Annotated in this window: 20 protein-coding genes and 5 pseudogenes; 12 read left to right on the forward strand and 13 right to left on the reverse strand. The window is 69.0% G+C overall.

Going from position 1 to position 21086, the window contains the following annotated elements:
* Nucleotides 1-153: 153 nt before the first annotated feature.
* The 4 genes from AB0H32_RS02845 to AB0H32_RS02860 all read left to right on the forward strand — a co-directional run bounded on the left by AB0H32_RS02845 (nt 154) and on the right by AB0H32_RS02860 (nt 4051).
* Complete coding sequence (locus tag AB0H32_RS02845) at nt 154-411, forward strand: hypothetical protein (RefSeq protein WP_361113207.1); 258 nt, start codon at nt 154-156, stop codon at nt 409-411.
* 71 nt (nt 412-482) lie between these two features.
* Entirely contained in the window at nt 483-1061 is a 579-nt protein-coding gene (locus AB0H32_RS02850; RefSeq protein WP_361113550.1) for a LuxR C-terminal-related transcriptional regulator, read from the forward strand.
* A gap of 513 nt (nt 1062-1574) precedes the next feature.
* Nucleotides 1575-3185 carry a GMC oxidoreductase gene (locus tag AB0H32_RS02855; RefSeq protein ID WP_361113553.1) on the forward strand — a complete coding sequence of 537 codons (1611 nt, stop codon included), beginning with the start codon at nt 1575-1577 and terminating at the stop codon, nt 3183-3185.
* 98 nt (nt 3186-3283) lie between these two features.
* Nucleotides 3284-4051, forward strand: coding sequence for an alpha/beta fold hydrolase (locus AB0H32_RS02860; protein ID WP_361113210.1), 768 nt, complete (start codon nt 3284-3286; stop codon nt 4049-4051).
* 227 nt (nt 4052-4278) lie between these two features.
* Here the strand turns inward: AB0H32_RS02860 and AB0H32_RS02865 are convergent, their stop codons facing one another.
* From AB0H32_RS02865 to AB0H32_RS02880, 4 genes and pseudogenes are all read right to left on the reverse strand, one after another.
* Nucleotides 4279-4671, reverse strand: a complete 393-nt coding sequence (locus AB0H32_RS02865) for a helix-turn-helix domain-containing protein (protein WP_361113556.1) — start codon at nt 4669-4671, stop codon at nt 4279-4281.
* A gap of 345 nt (nt 4672-5016) precedes the next feature.
* Nucleotides 5017-5451: pseudogene (locus AB0H32_RS02870) on the reverse strand (helix-turn-helix domain-containing protein); the annotation flags it as partial.
* Entirely contained in the window at nt 5448-5999 is a 552-nt protein-coding gene (locus tag AB0H32_RS02875; protein WP_361113213.1) for a sigma-70 family RNA polymerase sigma factor, read from the reverse strand. The gene AB0H32_RS02875 and the pseudogene AB0H32_RS02870, both read right to left, overlap by 4 nt.
* Nucleotides 6000-6826: 827 nt before the next feature.
* On the reverse strand, nt 6827-7375 hold the full coding sequence (locus tag AB0H32_RS02880) for a TIGR03086 family metal-binding protein (protein ID WP_361113216.1): 549 nt from the start codon (nt 7373-7375) through the stop codon (nt 6827-6829).
* 112 nt (nt 7376-7487) lie between these two features.
* Between AB0H32_RS02880 and AB0H32_RS02885 the strand changes: the two genes are divergently transcribed.
* Both AB0H32_RS02885 and AB0H32_RS02890 read left to right on the forward strand, forming a co-directional pair.
* Nucleotides 7488-7829: a metalloregulator ArsR/SmtB family transcription factor gene (locus AB0H32_RS02885; RefSeq protein WP_361113220.1), complete on the forward strand. Its 342-nt coding sequence runs from the start codon at nt 7488-7490 to the stop codon at nt 7827-7829.
* Nucleotides 7826-8266 (forward strand): SRPBCC domain-containing protein, encoded by a 441-nt coding sequence (locus AB0H32_RS02890; RefSeq protein ID WP_361113222.1) that lies wholly within the window; start codon nt 7826-7828, stop codon nt 8264-8266. Before AB0H32_RS02885 ends, AB0H32_RS02890 begins: the two co-directional genes overlap by 4 nt.
* Before the next feature lie 328 nt (nt 8267-8594).
* On the opposite strand, the gene AB0H32_RS02895 is transcribed toward AB0H32_RS02890, so the two are convergent.
* Nucleotides 8595-9572, reverse strand: coding sequence for a PP2C family protein-serine/threonine phosphatase (locus AB0H32_RS02895; protein WP_361113224.1), 978 nt, complete (start codon nt 9570-9572; stop codon nt 8595-8597).
* A 207-nt stretch (nt 9573-9779) separates the two neighbouring features.
* On the opposite strand from AB0H32_RS02895, the pseudogene AB0H32_RS02900 reads away from it, so the two are divergent.
* Together AB0H32_RS02900 and AB0H32_RS02905 are read left to right on the forward strand one after the other, a co-directional pair.
* Nucleotides 9780-10013, forward strand: a pseudogene (locus AB0H32_RS02900) (IS110 family transposase); the annotation flags it as partial.
* A 1124-nt stretch (nt 10014-11137) separates the two neighbouring features.
* Nucleotides 11138-11368 (forward strand): hypothetical protein, encoded by a 231-nt coding sequence (locus AB0H32_RS02905; RefSeq protein WP_361113573.1) that lies wholly within the window; start codon nt 11138-11140, stop codon nt 11366-11368.
* Between the two features lie 153 nt (nt 11369-11521).
* On the opposite strand, the pseudogene AB0H32_RS02910 reads toward AB0H32_RS02905, so the two are convergent.
* Nucleotides 11522-12075: pseudogene (locus tag AB0H32_RS02910) on the reverse strand (FAD-dependent monooxygenase); the annotation flags it as partial.
* Between AB0H32_RS02910 and AB0H32_RS02915 the strand changes: the two are divergent.
* A pseudogene (locus tag AB0H32_RS02915) lies at nt 12061-12276 on the forward strand (transcriptional regulator); the annotation flags it as partial. The pseudogenes AB0H32_RS02910 and AB0H32_RS02915 sit on opposite strands and share 15 nt — an antisense overlap.
* Nucleotides 12277-12286: 10 nt before the next feature.
* On the opposite strand, the gene AB0H32_RS02920 reads toward AB0H32_RS02915, so the two are convergent.
* From AB0H32_RS02920 to AB0H32_RS02930, 3 genes are all read right to left on the reverse strand, one after another.
* Nucleotides 12287-13105: a hypothetical protein gene (locus AB0H32_RS02920; RefSeq protein ID WP_361113227.1), complete on the reverse strand. Its 819-nt coding sequence runs from the start codon at nt 13103-13105 to the stop codon at nt 12287-12289.
* 82 nt (nt 13106-13187) lie between these two features.
* Nucleotides 13188-13988 (reverse strand): hypothetical protein, encoded by an 801-nt coding sequence (locus tag AB0H32_RS02925; protein ID WP_361113230.1) that lies wholly within the window; start codon nt 13986-13988, stop codon nt 13188-13190.
* Nucleotides 13989-14374: 386 nt separating this feature from the next.
* Nucleotides 14375-14788, reverse strand: coding sequence for a helix-turn-helix domain-containing protein (locus AB0H32_RS02930; protein WP_361113233.1), 414 nt, complete (start codon nt 14786-14788; stop codon nt 14375-14377).
* Between the two features lie 100 nt (nt 14789-14888).
* On the opposite strand from AB0H32_RS02930, the gene AB0H32_RS02935 reads away from it, so the two are divergent.
* Both AB0H32_RS02935 and AB0H32_RS02940 read left to right on the forward strand, forming a co-directional pair.
* Nucleotides 14889-15830, forward strand: coding sequence for an NADP-dependent oxidoreductase (locus AB0H32_RS02935; protein ID WP_361113236.1), 942 nt, complete (start codon nt 14889-14891; stop codon nt 15828-15830).
* Nucleotides 15831-16341: 511 nt separating this feature from the next.
* Nucleotides 16342-16485 carry a hypothetical protein gene (locus AB0H32_RS02940; protein ID WP_361113239.1) on the forward strand — a complete coding sequence of 48 codons (144 nt, stop codon included), beginning with the start codon at nt 16342-16344 and terminating at the stop codon, nt 16483-16485.
* A 28-nt stretch (nt 16486-16513) separates the two neighbouring features.
* Here the strand turns inward: AB0H32_RS02940 and AB0H32_RS02945 are convergent, their stop codons facing one another.
* Nucleotides 16514-17236 carry an alpha/beta hydrolase gene (locus AB0H32_RS02945; protein WP_361113242.1) on the reverse strand — a complete coding sequence of 241 codons (723 nt, stop codon included), beginning with the start codon at nt 17234-17236 and terminating at the stop codon, nt 16514-16516.
* Nucleotides 17237-17830: 594 nt separating this feature from the next.
* Between AB0H32_RS02945 and AB0H32_RS02950 the strand changes: the two are divergent.
* Nucleotides 17831-17932 (forward strand): annotated as a pseudogene (locus AB0H32_RS02950) (hypothetical protein); the annotation flags it as partial.
* A 617-nt stretch (nt 17933-18549) separates the two neighbouring features.
* On the opposite strand, the gene AB0H32_RS02955 reads toward AB0H32_RS02950, so the two are convergent.
* The 3 genes from AB0H32_RS02955 to AB0H32_RS02965 form a co-directional block, all read right to left on the reverse strand.
* Nucleotides 18550-19374 carry a DUF1684 domain-containing protein gene (locus AB0H32_RS02955; RefSeq protein WP_361113245.1) on the reverse strand — a complete coding sequence of 275 codons (825 nt, stop codon included), beginning with the start codon at nt 19372-19374 and terminating at the stop codon, nt 18550-18552.
* A gap of 78 nt (nt 19375-19452) precedes the next feature.
* Complete coding sequence (locus AB0H32_RS02960; RefSeq protein WP_361113248.1) at nt 19453-20376, reverse strand: LLM class F420-dependent oxidoreductase; 924 nt, start codon at nt 20374-20376, stop codon at nt 19453-19455.
* Nucleotides 20377-20624: 248 nt separating this feature from the next.
* The gene (locus AB0H32_RS02965; RefSeq protein WP_361113251.1) at nt 20625-20933 is read right to left on the reverse strand and encodes a hypothetical protein; all 309 of its coding nucleotides are present in this window, start codon (nt 20931-20933) and stop codon (nt 20625-20627) included.
* Nucleotides 20934-21086: the final 153 nt, after the last annotated feature.

A 21086-nucleotide genomic window follows, 5' to 3' on the forward strand; every position in this document is an offset into this window, starting at 1 on the left:
GGGCCCCAGAACGCTCAGCAAGAGCTCAGCCCGGCCGGTCGTTGTAGGTGACACGTTTGCGGTCGGATGTGCAGGCATGAACGTCCCCATCGTTCTTTCGTATACGGCTGGCTGGCGGAGCGTCTCGAGCTGGCTGGTCTCACACCGTCCCCTGTGGATCTTGACATAGGGAAAGCGCATTCCAGGCTCGAGGCCCATCGATTGGCAAGAAAGCGGCAGGTGTTCGGCAAGGATTTCGACGGAAGGTCCGGAAAACGATGGCGAGCGATGGCAAGGGTGCGCCAGTGGCTCGACCAGGACCCCGCAAGGGTGATGACGCAGGATGGTCAGCATCTGGAGATACCGCTGGTAGCAGGGTCGATGACGCCCCTGCTGACGGCCTTCACCGCCGCTCGCCAGCCTCCGAATTGATTTCGCGCTCAAGTTTTCCGACAGGGAGCCCTCTCTTGCTGAGTCCAGCACCTGCAGCTCCGGGCCTGTGCATGGCGAGCCTCGATAAAACGTTGACGATCCAGCAGGCGAACCAGGAGTTCTTCCGGCAGTTCAACGGCTCGTCCGAGGACATATGCGGCCGCAATTTTCGTGACGTAGTTCACCCGAGCGTGCAGCAGCCGCTGGTGCGCCAATTCTCCAATTTACTGGAAGGGAAGCACCAGCGATTCGTCACGCCCGTCATTGCCGTGGGGCCCGGGGAGGAGTCCGCCTTCACCGTTCCCCTCACCGCGGTCGCGGTGCGCGGTGGTCTGCCCGACACGACCGCGATCCTGGTCATGATGCCCACGGCGGGGGACGCCGAGGGGACACGTGTGGTGACCAAACGCAAGAAGATTCTCTCCGCGATGGACGCACGCATCCTCGAAGGCATCGCCGCCGGCGTCTCCACCGTCCCCTTGGCGGCAAGGCTCTACCTCAGCCGGCAGGGCGTCGAGTACCACGTGACCTGCCTGCTGCGGAAGCTGAAGGTGCCCAACCGCGCCGCGCTGGTCTCCCGCGCCTACTCCATGGGCGTGCTCAAGGTCGGCACCTGGCCGCCCGAGGTCGTGGACGACTTCGTGAAGTGAGCGGGCACGGGGCTCACGCCGGGCACCCGCTCGGGCCGGTGGCCGCGGCAGCGTTCACCCGGGCCGAACGCAGGGTTGCCCGACCCGCCGCTCACGAAGTGCCCGGCAAGCACATGGCGGAACGGCTCGCATGAGTTCGCTCGCCGTGGAGACGCACCCCTCCGGCGCCTACCGCGGGCTCCGGGCCGCCGGACGGTCCGAACCGGCCGCGTCCTGCCCTCTGCTGCCCTGCTCGGCGGACGCCTGAAGGCACGCCTGAGCGCTGCCCACGCCCGGGAGCGGGCCCGTACCGTGACGCCCTCTTCCGTACCCCTGGTACCCGAACCCCCGGGCCCGGCCTCCACAGGGCCGGCGTGCCCGATCCGGACTTCGTCGACGGCCGTTGCGCGGTCTCCACACGGTTCGTTCCACCCCGGGCCGCGCCGCTCCGGCCGGCCTTCCGATCCATCTTTCCTCTCCCCAAAGCTCAGGAGACACAGCGTGATTGCACACCAGCCTCTGTCGCGTCGCCGCATGCTCGGCCTGGCGGCCTTGGGCGCCGCCGCGCTCGCGGGGCAGACCACGATCACCGCCGCCCCCCGGGCGGCCGCTGCCACCGCAACCAGTGGTTCCGGCGGCACGTTCGTCCCCGCCATCGTGGTCGGCACCGGATACGGCGCGGCCGTCTCCGCCCTGCGTCTCGGCGAGGCAGGGGTCCCCACCCTGATGCTGGAGATGGGCCAGCTGTGGAACCAGCCCGGTCCGGACGGCAACGTATTCTGCGGGATGCTCAAGCCCGACAGGCGCTCCAGCTGGTTCAAGACCCGCACCGAGGCCCCGCTCGGCTCCTTCCTCTGGCTCGACCTCGCCAACCGGGACATCGAGCCCTACGCCGGTGTCCTGGACCGGGTCAACTTCGACCAGATGTCCGTGTATGTGGGACGCGGTGTCGGCGGCGGCTCGCTCGTCAACGGCGGCATGGCGGTCACGCCCCGGCGCTCGTACTTCGAGGAGGTGCTGCCCCAGGTCGACGCCGACGAGATGTACACCAAGTACTTCCCGCGCGCGAACTCCACCCTCCGGGTCAACAACATCGACAAGAGCTGGTTCGAGCAGACCGACTGGTACACGTTCGCGCGTGTCTCGCGCCAGCAGGCCTCGAATGCGGGCCTGGGCACCACCTTCGTGCCCAACGTCTACGACTGGGACTACATGCGCCGTGAGGCGGACGGCGCGGTGCCCAAGTCCGCGCTGGCGGCCGAGGTCATCTACGGCAACAACCACGGCAAGGTCTCACTCGACAAGAGCTACCTGGCGGCCGCCCTGGGCACCGGCAAGGTCACCATCGAGACCTTGCACCAGGTCAGGACGATCCGTCAGCAGAACGACGGCACGTACCTGCTGACCGTCGAGCAGAAGGACACCGACGGCAAGCTGCTCGCGACCAAGGAGATTTCCTGCCGCCACCTCTTCCTCGGCGCCGGCAGCCTCGGCTCGACCGAACTGCTGCTGCGTGCCCGGGAGACCGGCACTCTTCCGAACCTCAGCTCCGAGGTCGGCGGAGGCTGGGGCCCCAACGGCAACATCATGACCGCCCGCGCCAACCACATGTGGAACCCCACGGGCACCAAGCAGTCGTCGATCCCCGCCCTCGGCATCGACGACTGGGACAACCCGAACACCCCCGTCTTCGCCGAGATCGCCCCCATGCCGGCGGGTGTCGAGACCTGGGTCAGCCTCTACCTGGCCATCACCAAGAACCCGGAGCGCGGCACCTTCGTCTACGACGCCGCCAAGGACCGGGCGGACCTGCGCTGGACCCGGGACCAGAACGCGCCCGCGGTCGCGGCCGCGAAGTCGCTGTTCGACCGCATCAACAAGGCCAACGCCACCATCTACCGGTACGACCTCTTCGGCAAGCAGATCAAGGCCTTCGCCGACGACTTCTGCTACCACCCGCTCGGCGGCTGCGTCCTCGGCAGGGCCACCGACAACTACGGCCGTGTCGCCGGATACAAGAACCTCTACGTGACCGACGGCTCGCTCATCCCCGGCAGCATCGGCGTCAACCCGTTCGTGACCATCACGGCGCTGGCGGAGCGGAACGTGGAGCGCATCATCAAGGAGGACCTCGCGGCTTCCTGACGAGCGGTGGGAGGGGCCCGAAGCGCCCCGCCTCTCCTCCACCCGGCGAGCGCCCCGCAGGGCGGGCGATCGAACTGAAACCGAAAAGGCAAGATTCCGTGAACTCCCCGCTCACCGAGGACAACGGCCTCTGGATCCGCAGGTTCCACCCGCGCCCCGACAGCCGCCTCCGGCTGGTCTGCCTGCCCCACGCGGGCGGCTCCGCCAGCTTCTACTTCCCCGTGTCCCGGTCCATGCCCGACAGCGTGGACGTGCTGTGCGTGCAGTACCCCGGCCGCCAGGACCGCCGCAGCGAACCGCTCCTGGACTCCGTACCGGCGCTCGCGGACAAGGTCTACGAGGCCCTCCTGCCCTGGACCGACCGGCCCATCGCCGTGTTCGGCCACAGCATGGGCGCCTCCCTCGCCTACGAGATCACCCGACGGCTGGAGCAGGAGCGGGGCATCGTGCCCGCCGCCCTCATCGCCTCCGGCCGCCGTGCCCCGTCCAGGCACCGCGACGAGACCGTCCACCTGCGCGACGACGACGGCCTCGTCGCCGAGATGCGCGGCCTCAGCGGCACCAACCCCCAGCTGCTGGGAGACGAGGAAGTCCTGCGCATGATCCTCCCGGCCATCCGGGCGGACTACCGCGCGGCCGAAACCTACACCTGGGAACCCGGACCTCCCCTGCGCTGCCCCGTGACCTGTCTCGTCGGCGACGACGACCCGAAGGTAACCCTGGAGGAGGCCGCCGCCTGGTCCGGGCACACCGACGGCCCCTTCACGCTGAAGGTCTTTGCCGGCGGTCACTTCTTCCTGGCCCAGCACCAGACGGAGGTCGTCCGCCTCATGGCCTCCCAGCTGGAGCTGCCCGACGGGCCATGAGGACCGGCGCTGCGGCGTCTTCGCGTCCAGGCACCTTAACCAACAGCCCATGCATGAAGGCTTGTTGATGCTCCGTGTCCTGATCGCCCCTGCGCACCACTCATCCTTCCCCAAGGCAGCGAAAGGCAGCCCGATCGGGGTGCGTGTGGAAGCGCGAGGCGCCCTGCGGCCCGCTGACACCCGAACAGGCGGTGTGGCACCGTCGTGTGGCGCTATGTGCAGGGCGGCTATGCCGGTGGACGAGGCCGCGGCCGCCACTCCACCAGCGCGCTGTTCTCCTGCGCCTCCTGGTACGGGACCAGGTCGCGCCGGTAGGAGGCGCGGACGGTGGCCTCGCGCTGCACAAACGCGGCCGTCGCCCTCTCCAGGGCCGCATCCAGTTCCGCGACGCGGGACTGGAGCGCGGCGACCTGGTCCTCCAGTTCGATGATGTGCTTGAGGCCGGCCAGGTTGATGCCCTCGTCCTGCGACAACTGCTGTACCTGGCGGAGTCGTTCGATGTCGCGGGCCGAGTAGCGGCGGCCACGGCCGGCCGTGCGGTCGGGGGAGACCAGACCGAGGCGGTCGTACTGGCGCAGCGTCTGCGGGTGGAGTCCGGAGAGCTGGGCCGCCACCGAGATGACGTAGACCGGGGTGTCTTCCGTCGGGACTGGAGAGTCCCGGCTTCCTTCATGAGGGTTGTGCCTGGGCGGCCGGGCAGCCTCGGCCGGTTGGTTTCCCGGTGTGGTGGCGGGCGGTGTTGCAGCGTCTGCGTCCTGCAACCAGGAAAGTAGTTCGTTCCTGTCTTCCTCCATCTCCTGGGGTGGGGGCGGTGTCCCGAGTTGCTGTACTGCCTGGTTCATCAAATCCGTCAGGTCCTGGTCCGAAGCGTTTTCGGTACCGTCCTGATCCAGGCGCTGTGGTTCCTGTGGCTCGATGCGTCGATCGCCGGTGCTGCGGACACCCTGGTCCACACCCTCGTCCGGGCGTTGCGGCCGCCACACGACGGTCGGAGTGCTGTCCCGGAGTTCCTGGTACGAGGCCGGGCCGCGTCGGTAGGGAAGCTGCCCCGCGGTCTCGCGCAGCCGGAGCACCGCTGCCGCGCCCTCCACTGCGGACTGCGTCTCCGCGACGCGGGACTGGAGCGCGGCGACCTGGTTCTCCAGTTCGATGATGTGCTTGAGGCCGGCCAGGTTGATGCCCTCGTTCTGCGACAACTGCTGTACCTGGCGGAGTCGTTCGATGTCGCGGGCCGAGTAGCGGCGGCCACGGCCGGCCGTGCGGTCGGGGGAGACCAGACCGAGGCGGTCGTACTGGCGCAGCGTCTGCGGGTGGAGTCCGGAGAGCTGGGCCGCCACCGAGATGACGTAGACCGGGGTGTCCTCGGTCGCTGCGTCCGGGTTTCGCGGCTGCCTGCTCATGCTCTCCTCCTCTCCCGTCCATCGTCACGGTCCTTGACCGGGAACGACAAGTAGGGGCCCACCTGTTCCCTGAGGGCGCTGCGCGCGTGGCACAGGTGTACCCGGACGTTTCCCGGACTCATGTCCAGCTCCGTGGCAATCTCCTTCGTGGCCATCTGCAGCAGCCACGCCATCGTGGCTACCGCTCGCCGTGCGGGGGGCATGTCGTTCAAGACCATGACGCATTTGGCCACCGCCAGGCGGTCCAGAACAACTTGCTCCGGATTCTCCTGCCATGTCCGTTCCAGCGCCCACTTCTGTTCCATGAGGGCACCCAGGCGGCCCTGTCGTCGCAGCTCGTCGATCCGGTGGTTGCGGCAGACAGCGAACAGCCATGCCTCCTGATGCTTTTCGCTCAATGTCCCAAAGTCTTCCCATTGTTCGATCGCTGCTCTGAAGGCACCCATCACGATGTCGCGGTCGGAGGACAAGTCCGTACCGGACTCCTTGCCGTAGCGGGAGAGGAAACGGCGCAACGGCTCGTACAACTCGTCGAACAGAGCTGTCACGCGAGCTTGGTCCTCCGGGCCGAGTATCCCCATTCCTCACCGCCCCCGGCGAGCCCGCACACCGGAACCTCCGACCCTGATGCGCATACCCGGCCCCCCGATGCCCCGCTCCTGCTCAACCACCGTGCCGGGCGGCGCCTGGCGCAGCACTGTCGACAAGGTGCGGCGACGCTGCCATTCGGCAACCCACACACCTGCCCAGCTCAAAGCCCCCAGCACGGGAAGCACCACCCACGGCAGACCGCCCGTGGCGACGACCGGCGCAAGTGGTGCCAAGCCTAGGAGAGGCGTTAACTGTTGTCCCTTCACACCGAAGGAGTCGAACGGCACCGGCAAAGCGTTAAAGGCCCCTCCCCAGCAGGACGCCGCACCAGCTGGCAACACGTGCCGCCGACGTGGGGAAGCAGGCACACAAGGTTGTCCTTGTCGCGGGCGTGGCGGACGGCCACCGCTGAGGCGGAGGCGCTCCGATCGCCGCCGGACGAGGTGAGCTCGAGGGCCTCGCCTTCGAAGACCCGCTTCATGCACATGAACATGGCCAACTCGCGATTGCGTCACTGCCGGGCGGTGGTGAGCGGCCGGGTCTCAGGGCCATGGCGTTGCCGGAGGAGAGGCCCGGGCGACACCGGATGGACGAGGGCGTGTCCAACGTCGTGCTGTGGGGTTCTGCTCATGCGCCGGGAAGGTCGGGCAGCGTTTCCGGCGGCGGTCGTGGAAAGCTGCTCTGATCCACATTTCGGGAGCGCCGGGTGTGACCGCCCGCCAGGGCGATCGCGGTCGGTGGGTCGGCCCCGGGTATGGCTGACCACCGACCATCCGTTGGTGGGTCAGCCGATCCAGCCCGGGGTGCGGCCGCTGAGGGCGAGCGCGCGGTCGAAGGCGGAGGCGTCGACCGGGGCGGTGACGGCCGGGCCGTAGCCGCCGTTGGCGCGGGCCTGGCCGGCGATCTGCTCGACCACGCCGAGCAGCTGGATGGCAGCCTCCTCGCCGACCGGGAACGGCAGGCCGACGGCGCGGGCCAGGTCCCAGCCGTGCAGGGCGAGCTCCTGCAGGGTGATGGCGGCGGCGACGCTCGCGGGGAGGGCGTTGGGGCCGAAGTCGGTCTCGCCGGTCATCGCCTCCGGCCGCAGCCAGGCCGCGGCAGCGCGCTCGGCGCTGGCCGCCACCGCGGCGGGCTCGGTGACGGGGGTGGGCTCGCCGGTGCGGGGGAGCTTGGCGGCCGCGCGCTCGGCGTCGGGGAGCACGCCGCCGAGGTGGGCGAGCAGGTCGGCGACGGTGTACTGCTCGCACGGGGTGGCAGCGGTCAGCCGGTCGGCCGGGACGGCCTCGACGGTGCGGGCGAACAGGGTGGCGAACTCGGTCATTGCGGTCTGCATGGTGGGGTCCTCGGTGCTCTGGGGCTCGGCGGGTCTCGGATTCATTGATTAAGGCGAGACTAAAATGACCACAGGCGGAGCGCAAGCTGAAGCCCTGACTAAAATGACAGCCATGGAAGCGGTCCAAGCGATAGCCGAACCCCGCCGACGAGAGATCCTGCGGCTGGTCTGGGAGGACGAGCTGTGCGCGGGCGACATCGCCGAGCGGTTCGAGGTGACCTTCGGCGCGGTCTCCCAGCACCTGAAGGTGCTGCGCGAGGCGGGCCTGGTCACGTTGCGCCAGGAGGGCCGCAAGCGGTACTACCGGGCCGACCGGGAGGCGATGGGGCCACTGGCGGCCTATCTGCAGTCGATGTGGGCCGACAAGCTGGACGTGCTCGCCGAACTGGCGGAAGCAACCGAAGCAGCGGAAGCGGCCGAACGGGCGGAGGAGCCGAAGGGGACCGGCGGATGACGACCGATCAGGTGGTTCTGGAGCGGCGGATCGCCGCCCGCCCGGAGACGGTGTTCTCGTTCTTCACCGACCGGGAGAAGTGGCTCTCCTGGATGGGCAAAGACGGCGAGTTCTCCTTCACCCCGGGCGGGGCGTACCGGACCAACGTCAACGCCGACCACCACGTCGCCGGCGAGTTCCTGGCCGTGGACCCGTACCACCGGGTGGTCTTCACCTGGGGCTTGGTGGGCGGCGCCATGGGGGTGCCGCCCGGGGCCAGTACGGTCGAGGTGACCCTGACCCCCGACGGCGAGGGCACCCTGCTCACCCTGGTCCACCGCGACCTGCCCCCCGAGGCCTGCGCCCCCCACTTCGAGGGCTGGACCCACTACCTGGACCGCCTGGTCGAGCGCGCCGAGGGCCGAGACCCGGGGCCGGACAAGTGGCAGGAGCCGTAGGCCCCTGTTCCCCACTGAGGGCGGGCGTCGACACCGGCCGGACGGGGTTCCTCGTCCTCCCCGCGCTGCCCGGGCTGATGCTGCCGCTCACCGCGCTTGCACTGGTTCGCCCATGCCTCACCCCGATGCCTGAGCAAACCCCTGGATCAGGTCGAACCCGTACACCACTTCCTCGGACGCAACCATCGATTGGCCGCCCGACGCCGACCCGGCCGTCAGTCAGGAATTGCGAATGATCGCCCGCGGGGAATCGACGGAGAGGTCGTCCGTGGGAGGTGCCGGCAGCACACCGCAAGGAGGCAGCACGTGGCCGCGATCTGGGCCGGGCTTACTCCGAGGGTTCGCACAGGCGCACGGCGAGGGCGGCGATGTCGTCGTCAAGGCGTCCTTTGCTGTAGTGGAGGAGGTCCCGGTGAAGGGCCGTGAGCAGCTCGTGGGGCGGCGTCGGGGGCTGTCGGCGCATCCAGGCCGCCAGCGGGAAGAACTCGCCGTCTCGGGCGCGGGCCTCGGCGACCCCGTCGGTATAGAGAAGCAGCAGGTCGCCGGGGGTGAAGTCGAAGGTGTCGACGTTGTAGTGATCGCCGATCAACTCCGCGAGGTTGAGCAGTGGCGAGGGGGTGGTGGGCTCGAGGGCCCGGAGTTCCCCGTGGTTCAGGAGCAGTGGCGGGGGATGTCCGCAGTTGAGGATCTCGATATGCCTGTCATCGTGCGGGATCTCTACGAGAAGGGCGGTGGCGAAGCGCTCCATCGGCCCCTCCGGGGGAAAGGCGGCGTTGTAACGGGTGCTGCTGGCGTCCAGTCGGCGCGCGACGGCGACCATGTCGGCCTCGCCGTAGGCCGCCTCCCGGAAGGCGTTGACGATCGCCGCGGCCGCCCCCACTGCCGGCAGGCCCTTGCCCCGCACGTCACCGATGAGCAGCCTGACCCCGTACTTCGTGTCGACCACCTCGTAGAAGTCCCCGCCGATACGAGCCTCCGCCGCGGCCGCGAGATACAGCGACTCGATCTCGACGCTCCCGAAGCGGCGCGGCATGGGACTCAGCACCACCTGCTGCGCAGCGTCGGCGACGAGCCGCACCTGAAAGAGGGTCCGCTCCCGCTGGAGCCGGACATGACTTCCGTACGCGGCCGCCACGGTGACCGCGATGATCCCCGCAGCCGTCCACCACGTCCCCAGACCGGGGAACACGAGGCTGAGGCCGATCATGAGAAGAAGGCAGACCGTCCCCAGCAGGACGGTGGGGAGCACCGGCCACATGGCGGCGGCGAGGGCCGGCGCCGCGGGCAGGAGGCGACTGAAGGCCATTTCCGGGGGAGTGGCGTATGCCAGGCTGGCGATGACGACGGTCAGGATGACCGGCGACAGCCGCACAAGCCTCCCCCGGCCGTGGCGGCGACGGAGCCGCGGCCGTCCAGACTCGATCACACCTCACAGAATATCTACGCAATGAGGGCATAGCGCTCTGGCGGATCAGGGTCGGCCGCCTGCCCCGGACCGCCTCGCGGCTTTGTTGGTGTCGCACCTGTTCCGCGCGACTCCGGCAAGGCCGGCGGAAACCTGCGACGTCCCCGGCGATACAGCCGCCGCGTCCAGCGGGTCTTCGGCGTCTCCGTACTGTTCGGTATCGGAAAGTGCGAGGAGTCCCACCGGTCGTACGACCGCAGGCGTGCCGAGGGCAAGCCTCACACCCAGGCTGTCCTCGCGCTCGCCCGCCGCGTCAACGTCCCCTGGGCCCTGTCGCGTGACGGCCGGTGCTACGGGCTCACGCCCCCACCGCCCTCGCGGCTTGACAGGCGCCATCAGGAATCGATGGGCGCAAACCCAATGGTCGTCAAGGTTCGGCGGCAAGAGAATCAAACAGGCAATCGAATCAGGTTGGGGGTCCGATCCCCGACGACCACCTCATCCATGCGCAAGAGGAGCAGCGCGCCGCCTACCGCCGGCTCGCCGAATATTCGTAGTGGCAGGGCCGGCGGTCGGGGGCCGTAGCGGCGCTGCACGGGGCACGCCATGTCCGATCTGTCACCTGACCTGACCTTGAGCTGACACCTGACCTGACCTGACCTGTCCGGCTCGGGACGATCCTGGCGCACCTCCACCGGCAGATTGCGGACCCTGGCACGATCGGCACCCGTGTGAGGTTCCAGCGGGGTGCCGTGCAGAAGGCCCTCGCCCGTGCCGAGCATCCGCCTCCGCACGGGCCGGACAGCGGGTGAAGGGCGGTGGCCCGTTGCCGGCCTTGACCCGTCCGTCCATCCCGGGTGGCGGTCTGACGGCGGCCATGCTCAAGCGCCGGCGAACGCAGCCCGTCGGAAGCAACAACGGCAGGGCGCCCCTCTACGCAATACGCGGGCTGCCGCAGGATGATCCGCGGCTGGCATCGGGGCCGGTGACCGAGGAGTTGGCTCGCCGTGTTCCCGCGCTGGGGCCGAGGAAACAGTCTTACGAGGACGCCGAGCGAGAAAAGGTGGCATTGGCCGCGCTGAGGCAGTTCCGCACCGCACTGATACGGATCCGGGAGAACACGCGGGTGCTGGAGCAGTGGCGGGCTGGGGCACTCGCGGAAGGCAGCCGTGAGCACAGGCTCGGGGAAGTACTCGACCACCTGGCCCGCACCGGTGACGATCCCCGCACCGTGACGCCGAACGGAACAAGGCTCCCCGCGGACCGGAAACTGCTCGGCGGCCGGAACGCTCCCGCCCCCTGGGGCAGGTTGTACCTGAGTCGCTCCGATCCCACCGCGCTGGCCGTGCTGTTGACCGACCGGTTCGCCTGGAACCTGTCCCGCTACAGCCGCATGCCGACTCCGACCACAGCACCGTCGGCCGGGGAGAAGACCTCGACGACCTACTGGATTCAGGTAGATTCAGGTGGAAAAACGCAGGTCAGGATGTGGCCGCTGGTTCTCCACGGAGAACATCGCCGATTCCGGGGCCGACTCCCCGGGGCGCCTGATCACCCAGGCCCTGGAAGCCACGGCCCCTGGACGGGCCCTGGCCGCCGATCTCGCGCCGGGCGCCAACCTGTTGATGGTCGCTCGCACGCAGACCTGTAGTGATCACCGGCTGTGGTCGCCGGGTGCGTACATGGTCCGTCTGTGACCGCCGAAACACCGACGGCCGGCTGCCGCTACCGGCGTTCTTGGGACCGGCCTCGGCCAGGTCGCTCACCACGGAGGCAACCTCAGGTCGAGCCCGCGCTCGGCAGGTCCGGTCGATCGGTGCCAGGCGGGGTGCTTGGGGGACCAGAAAGCAAGTGTGGGACACCGGAAGGGTGTAGAGGGGGCGGTGGACGAAAGCTGTGCCGTGGCGGAGGAGGCCGAGGACGGGAGCGGCCCAGTCGCCGAACAGAGCCGGCAGGCTCGATCGCGCGGCCTCGACGTCGGCCAGGCCCAGGCCCGCGCGCTGGTTCAGGCCCATAGGCCGGTCCGGGTTGGTGTGCCGTCCAGCGGCACGCGGAACTGGACGTATACCTTGACGTGGCCGCCGCTGTTGCGCTGGGCGACGAGCGTGCGGTTCACGCCGTACACAGCCACGGAACCGTCGCCGACCAGCCGGGCGAGGTCGGGGTGGCGGGTGTCGACGTCGTCCAGGGAGGTCTCGACCAAGGTGACGCCGGTGTACTGCGGCGTCGCGGACGAGACCGCCGGGCGGACCCGGGACCAGGCACCGTCCGCGCCGATCACGAGGTCGAACGTCTCCTGTCGCCCGTCCGCGAAATGGACCAGCACGCCATCCCGCCTCTCCGGCACTACGTCCGTCACGACCCGCCCCCACTGAACGTCCAGTGGCCCGAGTCGGACCCGGAGGTCGTCTGCATCAGGGCGGACGCCTCCGCATACGACATGACCTGGGTGCTGGACGCCCACTGGTCCAGCGGTTCCCGCAGCGGCACGCTGGTGATCAACGACAACGGGCGGCCGTTCCGCACGAGTGGCGACAACGGCCGGCCCGCCTACGAATTTCCGCCGGGCGGCTCTGGCTGGGTCCCGGAGGGCACGACCCAGTGACCCGGTCCGGTCAGCAGCCGATCGTGACCCACTTGTGGACGGGGTAGGTGCGGCTCGTGTCCTCCCTGACGCTCGACAGGATGTCGAGTTCGGCGCCGGTGGGCGGGGCGACCAGCCGGAACGTCACCCAGGCATCACCGACGGAGTCGGTGGTGCCCGACGTTCCCGAGGTGTAGCCCTTCTTGCCGGGAATCCAGTAGTCCACCCACACCGGTTCCCGCGCGAATCTGGATGCGTCGGAGAGGTCGTGCGAGATGTGCACGGTCACGTCCACCGCGCGGATGGAGTACGGCCATGTGCCGACGGTGGTGCACTGCTGGAAGGCGGTGGTGTAGGCGTCGTCGAACCACCACTCCCTGTCGACCCCGGTCGTGGTGTCCCGCGTGCAGTGGAGCAGGGTGCGGGTCAGCGTAGTGCTGTAGTAGGTGCCGTCGGTCCAGGCGACCTCGTAGCTGATGCTCAGCGTCGCGTCGGCGGGCGGGTTGTCCACCGTGTAGTTGAAGGTGACGTTTCCCTTGGTCGGATCGAACTGGCCGAAGAGCGTGCCGTATTTGCTGGTGCCGGGGATGGTGTAGACGGCGGTGATCTTGGAGTCGGCGGGGCCGTGTGAGACGGCTTCCAGGTTCAGGGTGACCCGGTCCACGGGTACGGCGGTGGTCGTCCTACCGCTCCGGGTGGTGTCCATTCCGCAGTGCTGGTCCACGTAGGCCGCCACCGGCCCGTCCAGACCGGCGTAGGCGGGCGACGCTCCGGCGGCGGTCAGGCCGATGAGCAGGGCCAGACTCGCGATCAGTGCGCTCGGCGCTCTTCGTGATCTCAGTGCGCTCAATGGCCTTGGCGGTCTTGGTGCTCTCCTGGTCATTTTGATCTCTCCCCCAGGGTCGATGATGCTGTTCGGTGTCGGAGCCGGGTCAGCAGGCGATGGTGGCCCAGGAATGGGCGGGGAAGGTGTGCGAGCCCGCTTGGCCGCTTGCCAGCACGTCGAGTTCGGCGCCGGTGGTCGGAGCGATGATCACGAACGACAGCGTGGCCTTGCCATCGGAGTCGAAGACGCCGGACGTTCCCGAGGTGTAGGTCTTCTGGCCGACGATCCAGTAGTCGGCCCAGACCGACCGGCCCGCATACCACGAGGGCCAGTAGGACGAACCGTGCGCGACGTTCACCGTCACGATGTCCTCGCGGATATAGGCGTGCCTGCCGCCGACCCCGAGGTCGACGGTCTCGCACCGCTGGGAGACGCCGGTCACCGTCACGTAGTCGTTCCACGTCGAGGCGTCGACGTAGGTGGTGTTGTCCCGGGTGCAGGGAGCCAGCGGAGCGCTCACGAAGTTGCTGTAGTAGACGCCGACGTCGTGCCACCACACCTGGTAGGTGACGGTCAGTGTCGCGCCCGGCGGCGGGTTGGACACCGAGAAGTTGAATGTGGCGTTCTTCCTGGCGGTGTCGAATGCGCCGGTGGCGGTGCCGGTCCTGGTGCTGCCGCTGATGGTGTAGAAGGCGGTGATGGTGGAGTTGGCGGGCGCGTAACCGACGGACTCGAGGCTGAGGGTGATCCGGTCGACGGGTATCGCGATCGTCATGGGACCGCTGCCACTGTTCTGCACGGCGCAGTGCTGGTCCAGGTTGGGCGCGACCGGTCCGCCCGGGTCGGCGGAGGCGGGTGACGCCCCGGCGGCGGTCAGGCCGATCAGGATGGCGAGAGCGGTGGTCACCGCTCTCCAGGGTCTCCAGGTCTTCCAGGTTCTTCGGGTCTTTCGGGCCATCGCGGATGCCCCCCAGGTCGTTGGTGCCGGACGGTGCTCTCCACTTGCGGCGGCAGAGACGCCCGTACGGCACCTACGGTTCCTGGCCCGGTACAGCCCCGCTCAGTCCCAGTGGCAGGACCAAGTACACGCGCCGACAAGCCGCTTGGCGTAGTCCTGAAGGGCCTGTGGGTTGTCGCTCGTCTCGTCCGGGCAGACGAGCAATTGTCAAGAGTTGTGGATCGCTGGACTTTGGCGTTCTGAGCTGAGCTGCGACGTGGGGCTACTTGTGGCGCAGGGTGTACAAGCCGGGCTGGGTCTCGATGACCAGTCCGAAGCTGCCGAGCCGAAGGCGATCAGGCGGTGACTGGCTGTACCTCCTGGGCGGCCCGCGCGTCGTAGGCGTCGCGAGCGTTCAGGACGACATTGATGTTCTCCTCCGACCAGACGCGGATCGCGTGCATCAGCGCGGTGACGCTCTCGCCCAGCCCGGTGGCCGCGTATTCGACCTTGGGTGGAATGGTCGGGTAGACCGTGCGGGTGACCAGGCCGTCCCGCTCCAGGGTGCGCAGGGTCTGGGTGAGCATCTTCTGGGTGATGCCCTCCAGTCGGCGCCGCAGCTCGCCAAAGCGCATCGGGCCGCCGGACAGTGCGCCCATGACCAACATGGTCCACTTGTTGGCAAGTACGTCCAAGATCTGGCGCGAGGGGCAGGCAGCGAGATAGGCATCCGCGCCACCGTAGAAGCGCAGGTCGTCAGTAGTACCCATGAGGTACCTATATACCTTTGAAGTGCCTTCTGTTCAACGGTTACCGGCCCGTCGAGGATAGGGACATCCCAAGCGATCTTCCGAACAGGAGTGCAACACGATGCGTGCGATCACCCAGAAGACTTTCGGCGGCCCCGAGGTGCTGGAGCTCGTCGACGACGCGCCCAAGCCGGCACCCGGACCGACGCAGGTGCTGGTCCGCGTCAAGGCGACCAGCGTCAACCCCGTGGAACTGTTCGTCCGCTCCGGCGCCTTCCCGTTGCTGGGCGAGCCGCCCTTCGTCCTGGGCTGGGACATCTCCGGGGTGGTCGAGCAGGTCGATCCGGGTGTGCACCGGTTCAAGGTCGGCGACGAGGTCTACGGGATGCCGTACTTCCCGGCCGCGGCCGGGGCGAACGCCGAGTACCTGGTCGCCCCCGCGCGGCAGCTCGCTCGCAAGCCCGCAGGAATCAGTCACGAGGAGGCCTCGGCGCTGCCGCTGGTCGGCCTGACCGCCTGGCACGCACTGGTGGAGATTGCGCAACTGCGGCCAGGGCAACGGGTACTGATCCACGGTGCGGGCGGCGGGCTCGGGCACATCGCGGTGCAGCTGGCCAAACACCTCGGCGCGGAGGTGGTGGGAACGGCGAGTGCGGGCAAGCACGACTTTCTGCGCGGGTTGGGCGCGGACCAGCTGATCGACTACCGGGCCCAGGACTACACCGAGGTGCTCCGGGATGCGCCGGTGGACGTGGTGTTGGAGACCCTGGGTGGCGGGAACGCCGAGCGTTCCTTCGGCGTGCTGCGGCAGGGCGGCGTGCTGGTGACGGCGGTGGAGCGGACCAGCACCACCCTGCCGAAGCTGGCGGAGCGGTCCGGCGTACGCTTCGCAGCGGTCGGCGTGGAGCCGGACCCGGCCGGCCTGGAGGCACTGACCGAGCTGGTCGAGGCGGGAAGGCTGCGGGTGCACTTGCAGCAGGTCTTCCCACTGGAGAAGTTGGCCGAGGCACACGAGGTGCTGGCTGCCGGCGGAGTGCAGGGCAAGCTTGCGATCACGGTCTGAACGGATCGCGTGCGGCGTGATCAGGCTGCGGAGTCCTCCCGCCGCTCATCCAGGAGCCCGCGTTCGAAGCGGGCCCCGGCGCGGACGAGCGGAACGAGGCAGATGACCATCGAGAGGGTAGGAGGGAGGAGCCGACGGCAGGATCCTGTCGGATTGGCAGCCGTTCTTCTCGGCGACGCGGCAGGATGCCAGGTTGTCGACCTGATGGACAGCCTTGGTGGACATCGGTACAGCCGTTGGCGCTGAGAACGATCACGGTCGTTCAGGCCCTCCGCTCGGGAAGCAGCGATGAGACCCCAAGTAGCCCCGGGTAGTAACCACTTCGGCCTGTGACCAGCGTTCGGTGTGGAATCTGGCGTGGGGTGCTCCATGTTGTGCTTGGTTCGCAGACGGCCGGCTGCTGGCCGCCGGCCCCGGCCCGGGCGCTGGTGGTCGAGTCGGTCGCCTGCCCGGCGATCCGCAAGGTACGGGCCGAGTGCCTCACGGCGTGGGCCCAGCTGTGGAGACGCTGATGGCCGAGCGCCGCCCCGACCGGCCGGTACCGCCGATGGCCGGTACCGCCGCGATCGGGGCGGTTGTGCATCTGCCGGCCGCCGTCATCGAGGAGGGGCGGGACCTGTCCTCGACGAGCGGCATCCTGGCCGACACCGCTTAGCGTCTGCTGCCGGCCTGACGGCCCGGCCTCACTTCAGGTGCCGGGCGAAGAACCGGTCCCCGTCGTCCACCTCGAACCACGGGGTGCCGGCGTGCCCGCCCATATTGGCGTGCAGCGTCTTCTCCTTGGTGCCGAAGGCGTCGAACAGGTCCAGGGCCAGCTGCCGGTCGTTCCCCTCGTCGTCCCACTGCAGCAGGAACTGCAGCGGAATGGTGACCTGCCGGGCCTCCTCGCGCTGGGCGCGGGGCACGAAACCCCCGGCGAAGAAGCCGGCGGCCGCGATGCGCGGTTCGACCACCGCCAGCCGAATGCCGATGGCGGTCATCCCCGAGTACCCGACCGGGCCGCCGATCTCGGGCAGCGCAAGGAGAGCGTCCAGGGTGGTCCGCCATTCCGGGACCGCCTTTTCGACCAGCGGGCCGACGAAGGACTCGAAGATCTCGTCGACCGGCTCGCCGGACTGCATCGCCCGGCGGAGGTCGGCGCGAGCCTGCTCGTCGACGGCGGAACGGGGCCGGACACCGTGCCCGGGATGGTCGATGGCGGCCACCGCATAGCCGTACTTCGCCGCGGAGTACCGGGCCCGGGCCATCAGCCGGGCTTCCCGCTTGTGCAAGCCGCCGTTGTGGCCGATCAGGATCAGCGGGGCAGGTGCGGATCCGGACGTCCACAGGGTGCCGGGGATCTCGCCGAGGGTGAATTCGCGCTCGAGGACGCCGTCGTCGAGGCGCTGTTCAGAAGTGAACTGCATGGTCGTGCCTTTCGGGAGTGCTCTTGAACGGCGCTCCCGGACGACCTATCGCCCGACCGTGACCCCGGAGGAGAGCACCCATGTCGAAACTGCGTTCACGGGTACCACCTCCTCGTTCTCTCGCACGGCCTCCGGAAAACTAGCAGTGGTCGCCGTGGTCCGCCAACGGGTTCTGCGGAGGCTCCGTGGCCGGATGCCACGGAACCACTCGCCCCAACGCCAAGGCCGCGCAGCCAAGAGCTTCGAGCCTGTGACGTGATCGCAGCGTGGCGAAATCGGAGCACTGCGCAGAGCTGCTTGGGGTCTCATCGCAGCTTCCCGAACGCTGCCGGCTCCTCGACGGCACCCAGGGCACCGCGGCGATCCCGGCACAGCGCAAGGCCCGCCGCGCATACGAGAACCGTGTCAACGCCCTTCCGGCTACAGCCGGACCAAGATCGTTCTCAGTGTCAACGGCTGTACCGATGTTCCTGCCGACGCCAATCGCATCGGATGCGAATAATCGGGTGCGAAGACGCGACAGCGGTCCCGGGGCTCGCTGGCCGTCTGCTGTTGCCCGGGCTGCCAGGAGCGACGCACCTGGCTGCGTAGGGGATCACGCCAGCGACTGCAGTGACCTGGTGCGGGCTCCCTGAACGGCTCTCGCTGCCGGTGCCGGCCGCGCTTTGCGACATCCTCGACTGCACGCCTGCCGACTTGACCACCACTTCGGCCGAGAACCTGACCGCCCGGCGAGCAGTCGGCGAGAACGCGCCGATCGACCTGGCCGCCCGCCGCCCCCAACGGGTCCGGCTGACGGAGGATGAACAGTGACGCCGGAGGAGTTCGACCGTTGGCACGTCCGCACGTGCTCGCGCTGCGGCCGACGGGAGGCCAAGTCGGCAGAGTGGTCCGACGGGCCGATCTGCCGGACCTGCTACGAGCGCGCCATGCGCGTCCGGGGTCACTGCCCGGGCTGCGGCGCCGACCGACTACTGCCCGGCCGGGACGAGAACGGCGCCCCGATCTGTCGCGAGTGCGCGGGAATCAGCCGCGACTTCTTCTGCGACCGCTGTGGCTTCGAGGGGATGCTGCGCGGTGGTCGGATCTGCGAACGGTGCACTCTGGCCGACCGGCTCGCCGGCCTCCTCGACGACGGCACCGGCCAGGTCCACCCACGCCTGGCACCCCTGATGAACCTGCTCCTGGAGCTCGAGCGACCCAAGAGCAGGTTGATCTGGCTCCGAACGTCGTCCGCCTCCTGCGGGATCTGGCAGCCGGTCGTGTTCCGCTCACCCACGCAGGACTGCAGCCACCTCGGCCGGCCGCCCGGCTCAGGATCCGCCGCGTTCGCGGGGGATCTTCTGACCCGCCTCGATCGCCACCGACAGCCGGTTCTCAGCCGGCGGCAGCGGGCAGGTGGCCAGGTCTGTGTACGCGCACGGCAGGTTTGCGGCGCGGTTGAAGTCCAGGACGACCGTGCCGTCGGCGGCGGGTGGCCCGACGGCCAGGACCCGGTTGGCGGCGTAGGTGGTGACCCCGGAGGTCGCGTCGGTGAACAGCACCATCAGCCGGCCCGCACCGCGTCCGGGGAACGCGGTCAGGGACAGTTGGCGCCCGTACAGCTCGAAGTCGATCCTGCCCGGAGCGTCGTACACATGCTCAAGGCCCTCGACTGCCCCGCCCACGGTGGTCGGCCGCGGCTCCTCGAAGGGGATGTACCGGCCCGTCACGGCCCAGCGCGGGTCGGGGGCATAGGCGGGTGTTCCGGTGAAGGCCGTACGCAGCGGCGCGTCCGGGTGCCGAGGGCGCACGATGTCATGGCCGCCCCGCTTGGCAACCTCGATGACGGCGTCTCCCCACACCACGTCGATGCCGCCGCGCTCGGGCAGCACGCCGAAGGTGTGTTCACCCCGCGCCGCCGTTCCGTCGACGATCAGTTCTTCTTCGTCGCCGAGGTTCACGACGACCCCCTCGCGGCCGGTGTGCCACGCACCGGGCGCATCGGGGAAACGCTGTGGCCGATCGTCGAGCCAGTGCAGGCTGGTGATGGCCAGGAACCCGTGCGGATCGGCGAGCCTGGCCTCCTGGGCGCTGTACCAGTCCAGCCAGTTCTCCGTGAAGGCCTGAAGGTCTGTCGTGGTGACCTCACTGGTCATGAGTTCTCCCTTGTCACGCGAGGTTCGGCCTCGCACAGAGGTGCAGGGCATCTGCGGGCCGACGGCCCGATGGCTCAGTCAGCGGGCCAGGTCACCGAGGAGCGCCCAGGTGCGCCGGCGGTCCGCTTCTCCCGCGATCTCGGTGCCCGAGAACACGACCTCGGTGGCGCCGGCGTCGCGGTAACGCCGTACTTCGGCTTCGACCGCCTTCTCGTTGCCGATCACGGCCACGTCGGCGGCCCGGCGGCCGCCGGAGAGTGCGATGACCCGCGCGTAGGACGGGATCTGTTCGTAGAACGCGAGGTTGTCGGTGACCTTCGCCCGCACCGAATCCACGTCGTCCGTGACCACCCCGGGTACCAGGGCCACGATCCTGGGTGCGGGACGGCCTGCGGCCTCGCTCGCGGCGGTCAGGGCGGGGACGGTGTGTTCCGCCAGGGCGCGCGGTCCCGCCAGATACGGCAGGATCCCGTCCGCCAGCTCACCGCTGACCCGCAGCGCCTGCGGTCCCATCGCGGCGACCAGCACGGGGACGCCGCTTTCGGCGCCCGGTACACGCGCCGGGACCGGGGTGGTGGCGGTCAGCAGTTCACCGTGGAAGTCGGCCGTGCCGGTCTGTGTCAACTGTCGCAGTGCGGTGAGGAATTCACGCAGACGGGCGATGGGTCGCTCGAAGGGCAGGCCGAAGCCGGTCTCCGTCAGCAGTTTGGTGCCCAGGGCCAGACCGAGGTGGTAGCGGCCGTGCGTCGCGGCCTGGGCCGTTTGGGCCTGGCTGGAGACAAGCAGTGGGTGCCGGCCGAAGACGGGGATCGCGGAGGTGCCCACATGCAGTCCGGGTACCGCGCGCCCGACGATCGCGGCGAGCTGGGGTGGGTCCGCGCCGAAGGTCTGGCCGAACCAGGCCGACCGCAGACCGGCGGCCGCGGCCTCCTGTGCCAGATGCACGCTCGCATCGACCTGATTCTGCGCGTCGGACGCGTTGAGCGCTGCTCCTGCAGTCATGCCAGTCAGAACGGCCGTCGGCCGAACCCGCATTCCGCTCCGCGTGTGACAGCTTCTTGTCAGTCATGTGTACAGGAGCCGAACCTCCCCGCAGCACAAGCGCGTCACCCCGTCATCGTCACCCAGGACGGTCGGCCCACCTTCAGTGCACCCGACCAGCTCGGCATGACCCTCGCACAAGGGGCGGCAAGGCCAAGGCCTGCGGCTGCCGACTGATGACACTGGTGACCCTTCCTCCGGCTGCCGGGTCAATCGCCAACCCCGTCCGTCTGCCGCATGCGCCCGTGGGGAGTCCCCTGGGCAACTTGGTGCAGGGGCAGATTCACTGCTGCCCATCCCGCGTCATGGAGACTCTTCGTGCGATGTCGCGTCTCGGCGATCGGACCTGCAAGCGGGACCTGCAAGCGATCGGACCTGCAAGGGTGCATCCCGTCGGCCGGGACACCGGACAAGACCACCATGTGGCGCAGGCTGCCCTCGACTGGGCCGGCCAGGACGTCAGGGATTCCGGCTGCTCGGGCTCCGGCGATGTCCGCGACGGGATTGTCACCGACCATCCAGGCTCGTCAGGGCCGCCCGACTCGCTCCAGAGCGGCATCGACGATGCGGCGGTCTGGTTTCTCCCCTCCCTCTGCCTGGCGGGCGCAGACTCATTCCGTTGACGGCGCTCGGTCCTTCTCCGACCCACCTGCGCTCGGAAGGTCCGATAC

The organism is Streptomyces sp. NPDC020362 (genome assembly GCF_040642095.1).
Lineage (GTDB): Bacteria > Actinomycetota > Actinomycetes > Streptomycetales > Streptomycetaceae > Streptomyces.

Coding starts and splice junctions, on each gene's coding strand:
- AB0H32_RS02850 (WP_361113550.1), top strand. CDS start 483: ATGGCGAGCCTCGATAAAACGTTGACGATCCAGCAGGCGAACCAGGAG.
- AB0H32_RS02855 (WP_361113553.1), top strand. CDS start 1,575: ATGCTCGGCCTGGCGGCCTTGGGCGCCGCCGCGCTCGCGGGGCAGACC.
- AB0H32_RS02960 (WP_361113248.1), bottom strand. CDS start 20,376: ATGACTGCAGGAGCAGCGCTCAACGCGTCCGACGCGCAGAATCAGGTC.
- AB0H32_RS02885 (WP_361113220.1), top strand. CDS start 7,488: ATGGAAGCGGTCCAAGCGATAGCCGAACCCCGCCGACGAGAGATCCTG.
- AB0H32_RS02930 (WP_361113233.1), bottom strand. CDS start 14,788: ATGGGTACTACTGACGACCTGCGCTTCTACGGTGGCGCGGATGCCTAT.
- AB0H32_RS02945 (WP_361113242.1), bottom strand. CDS start 17,236: ATGCAGTTCACTTCTGAACAGCGCCTCGACGACGGCGTCCTCGAGCGC.
- AB0H32_RS02955 (WP_361113245.1), bottom strand. CDS start 19,374: ATGACCAGTGAGGTCACCACGACAGACCTTCAGGCCTTCACGGAGAAC.
- AB0H32_RS02940 (WP_361113239.1), top strand. CDS start 16,342: ATGGCCGAGCGCCGCCCCGACCGGCCGGTACCGCCGATGGCCGGTACC.
- AB0H32_RS02890 (WP_361113222.1), top strand. CDS start 7,826: ATGACGACCGATCAGGTGGTTCTGGAGCGGCGGATCGCCGCCCGCCCG.
- AB0H32_RS02880 (WP_361113216.1), bottom strand. CDS start 7,375: ATGCAGACCGCAATGACCGAGTTCGCCACCCTGTTCGCCCGCACCGTC.
- AB0H32_RS02895 (WP_361113224.1), bottom strand. CDS start 9,572: ATGGCCTTCAGTCGCCTCCTGCCCGCGGCGCCGGCCCTCGCCGCCGCC.
- AB0H32_RS02965 (WP_361113251.1), bottom strand. CDS start 20,933: ATGGTCGGTGACAATCCCGTCGCGGACATCGCCGGAGCCCGAGCAGCC.
- AB0H32_RS02935 (WP_361113236.1), top strand. CDS start 14,889: ATGCGTGCGATCACCCAGAAGACTTTCGGCGGCCCCGAGGTGCTGGAG.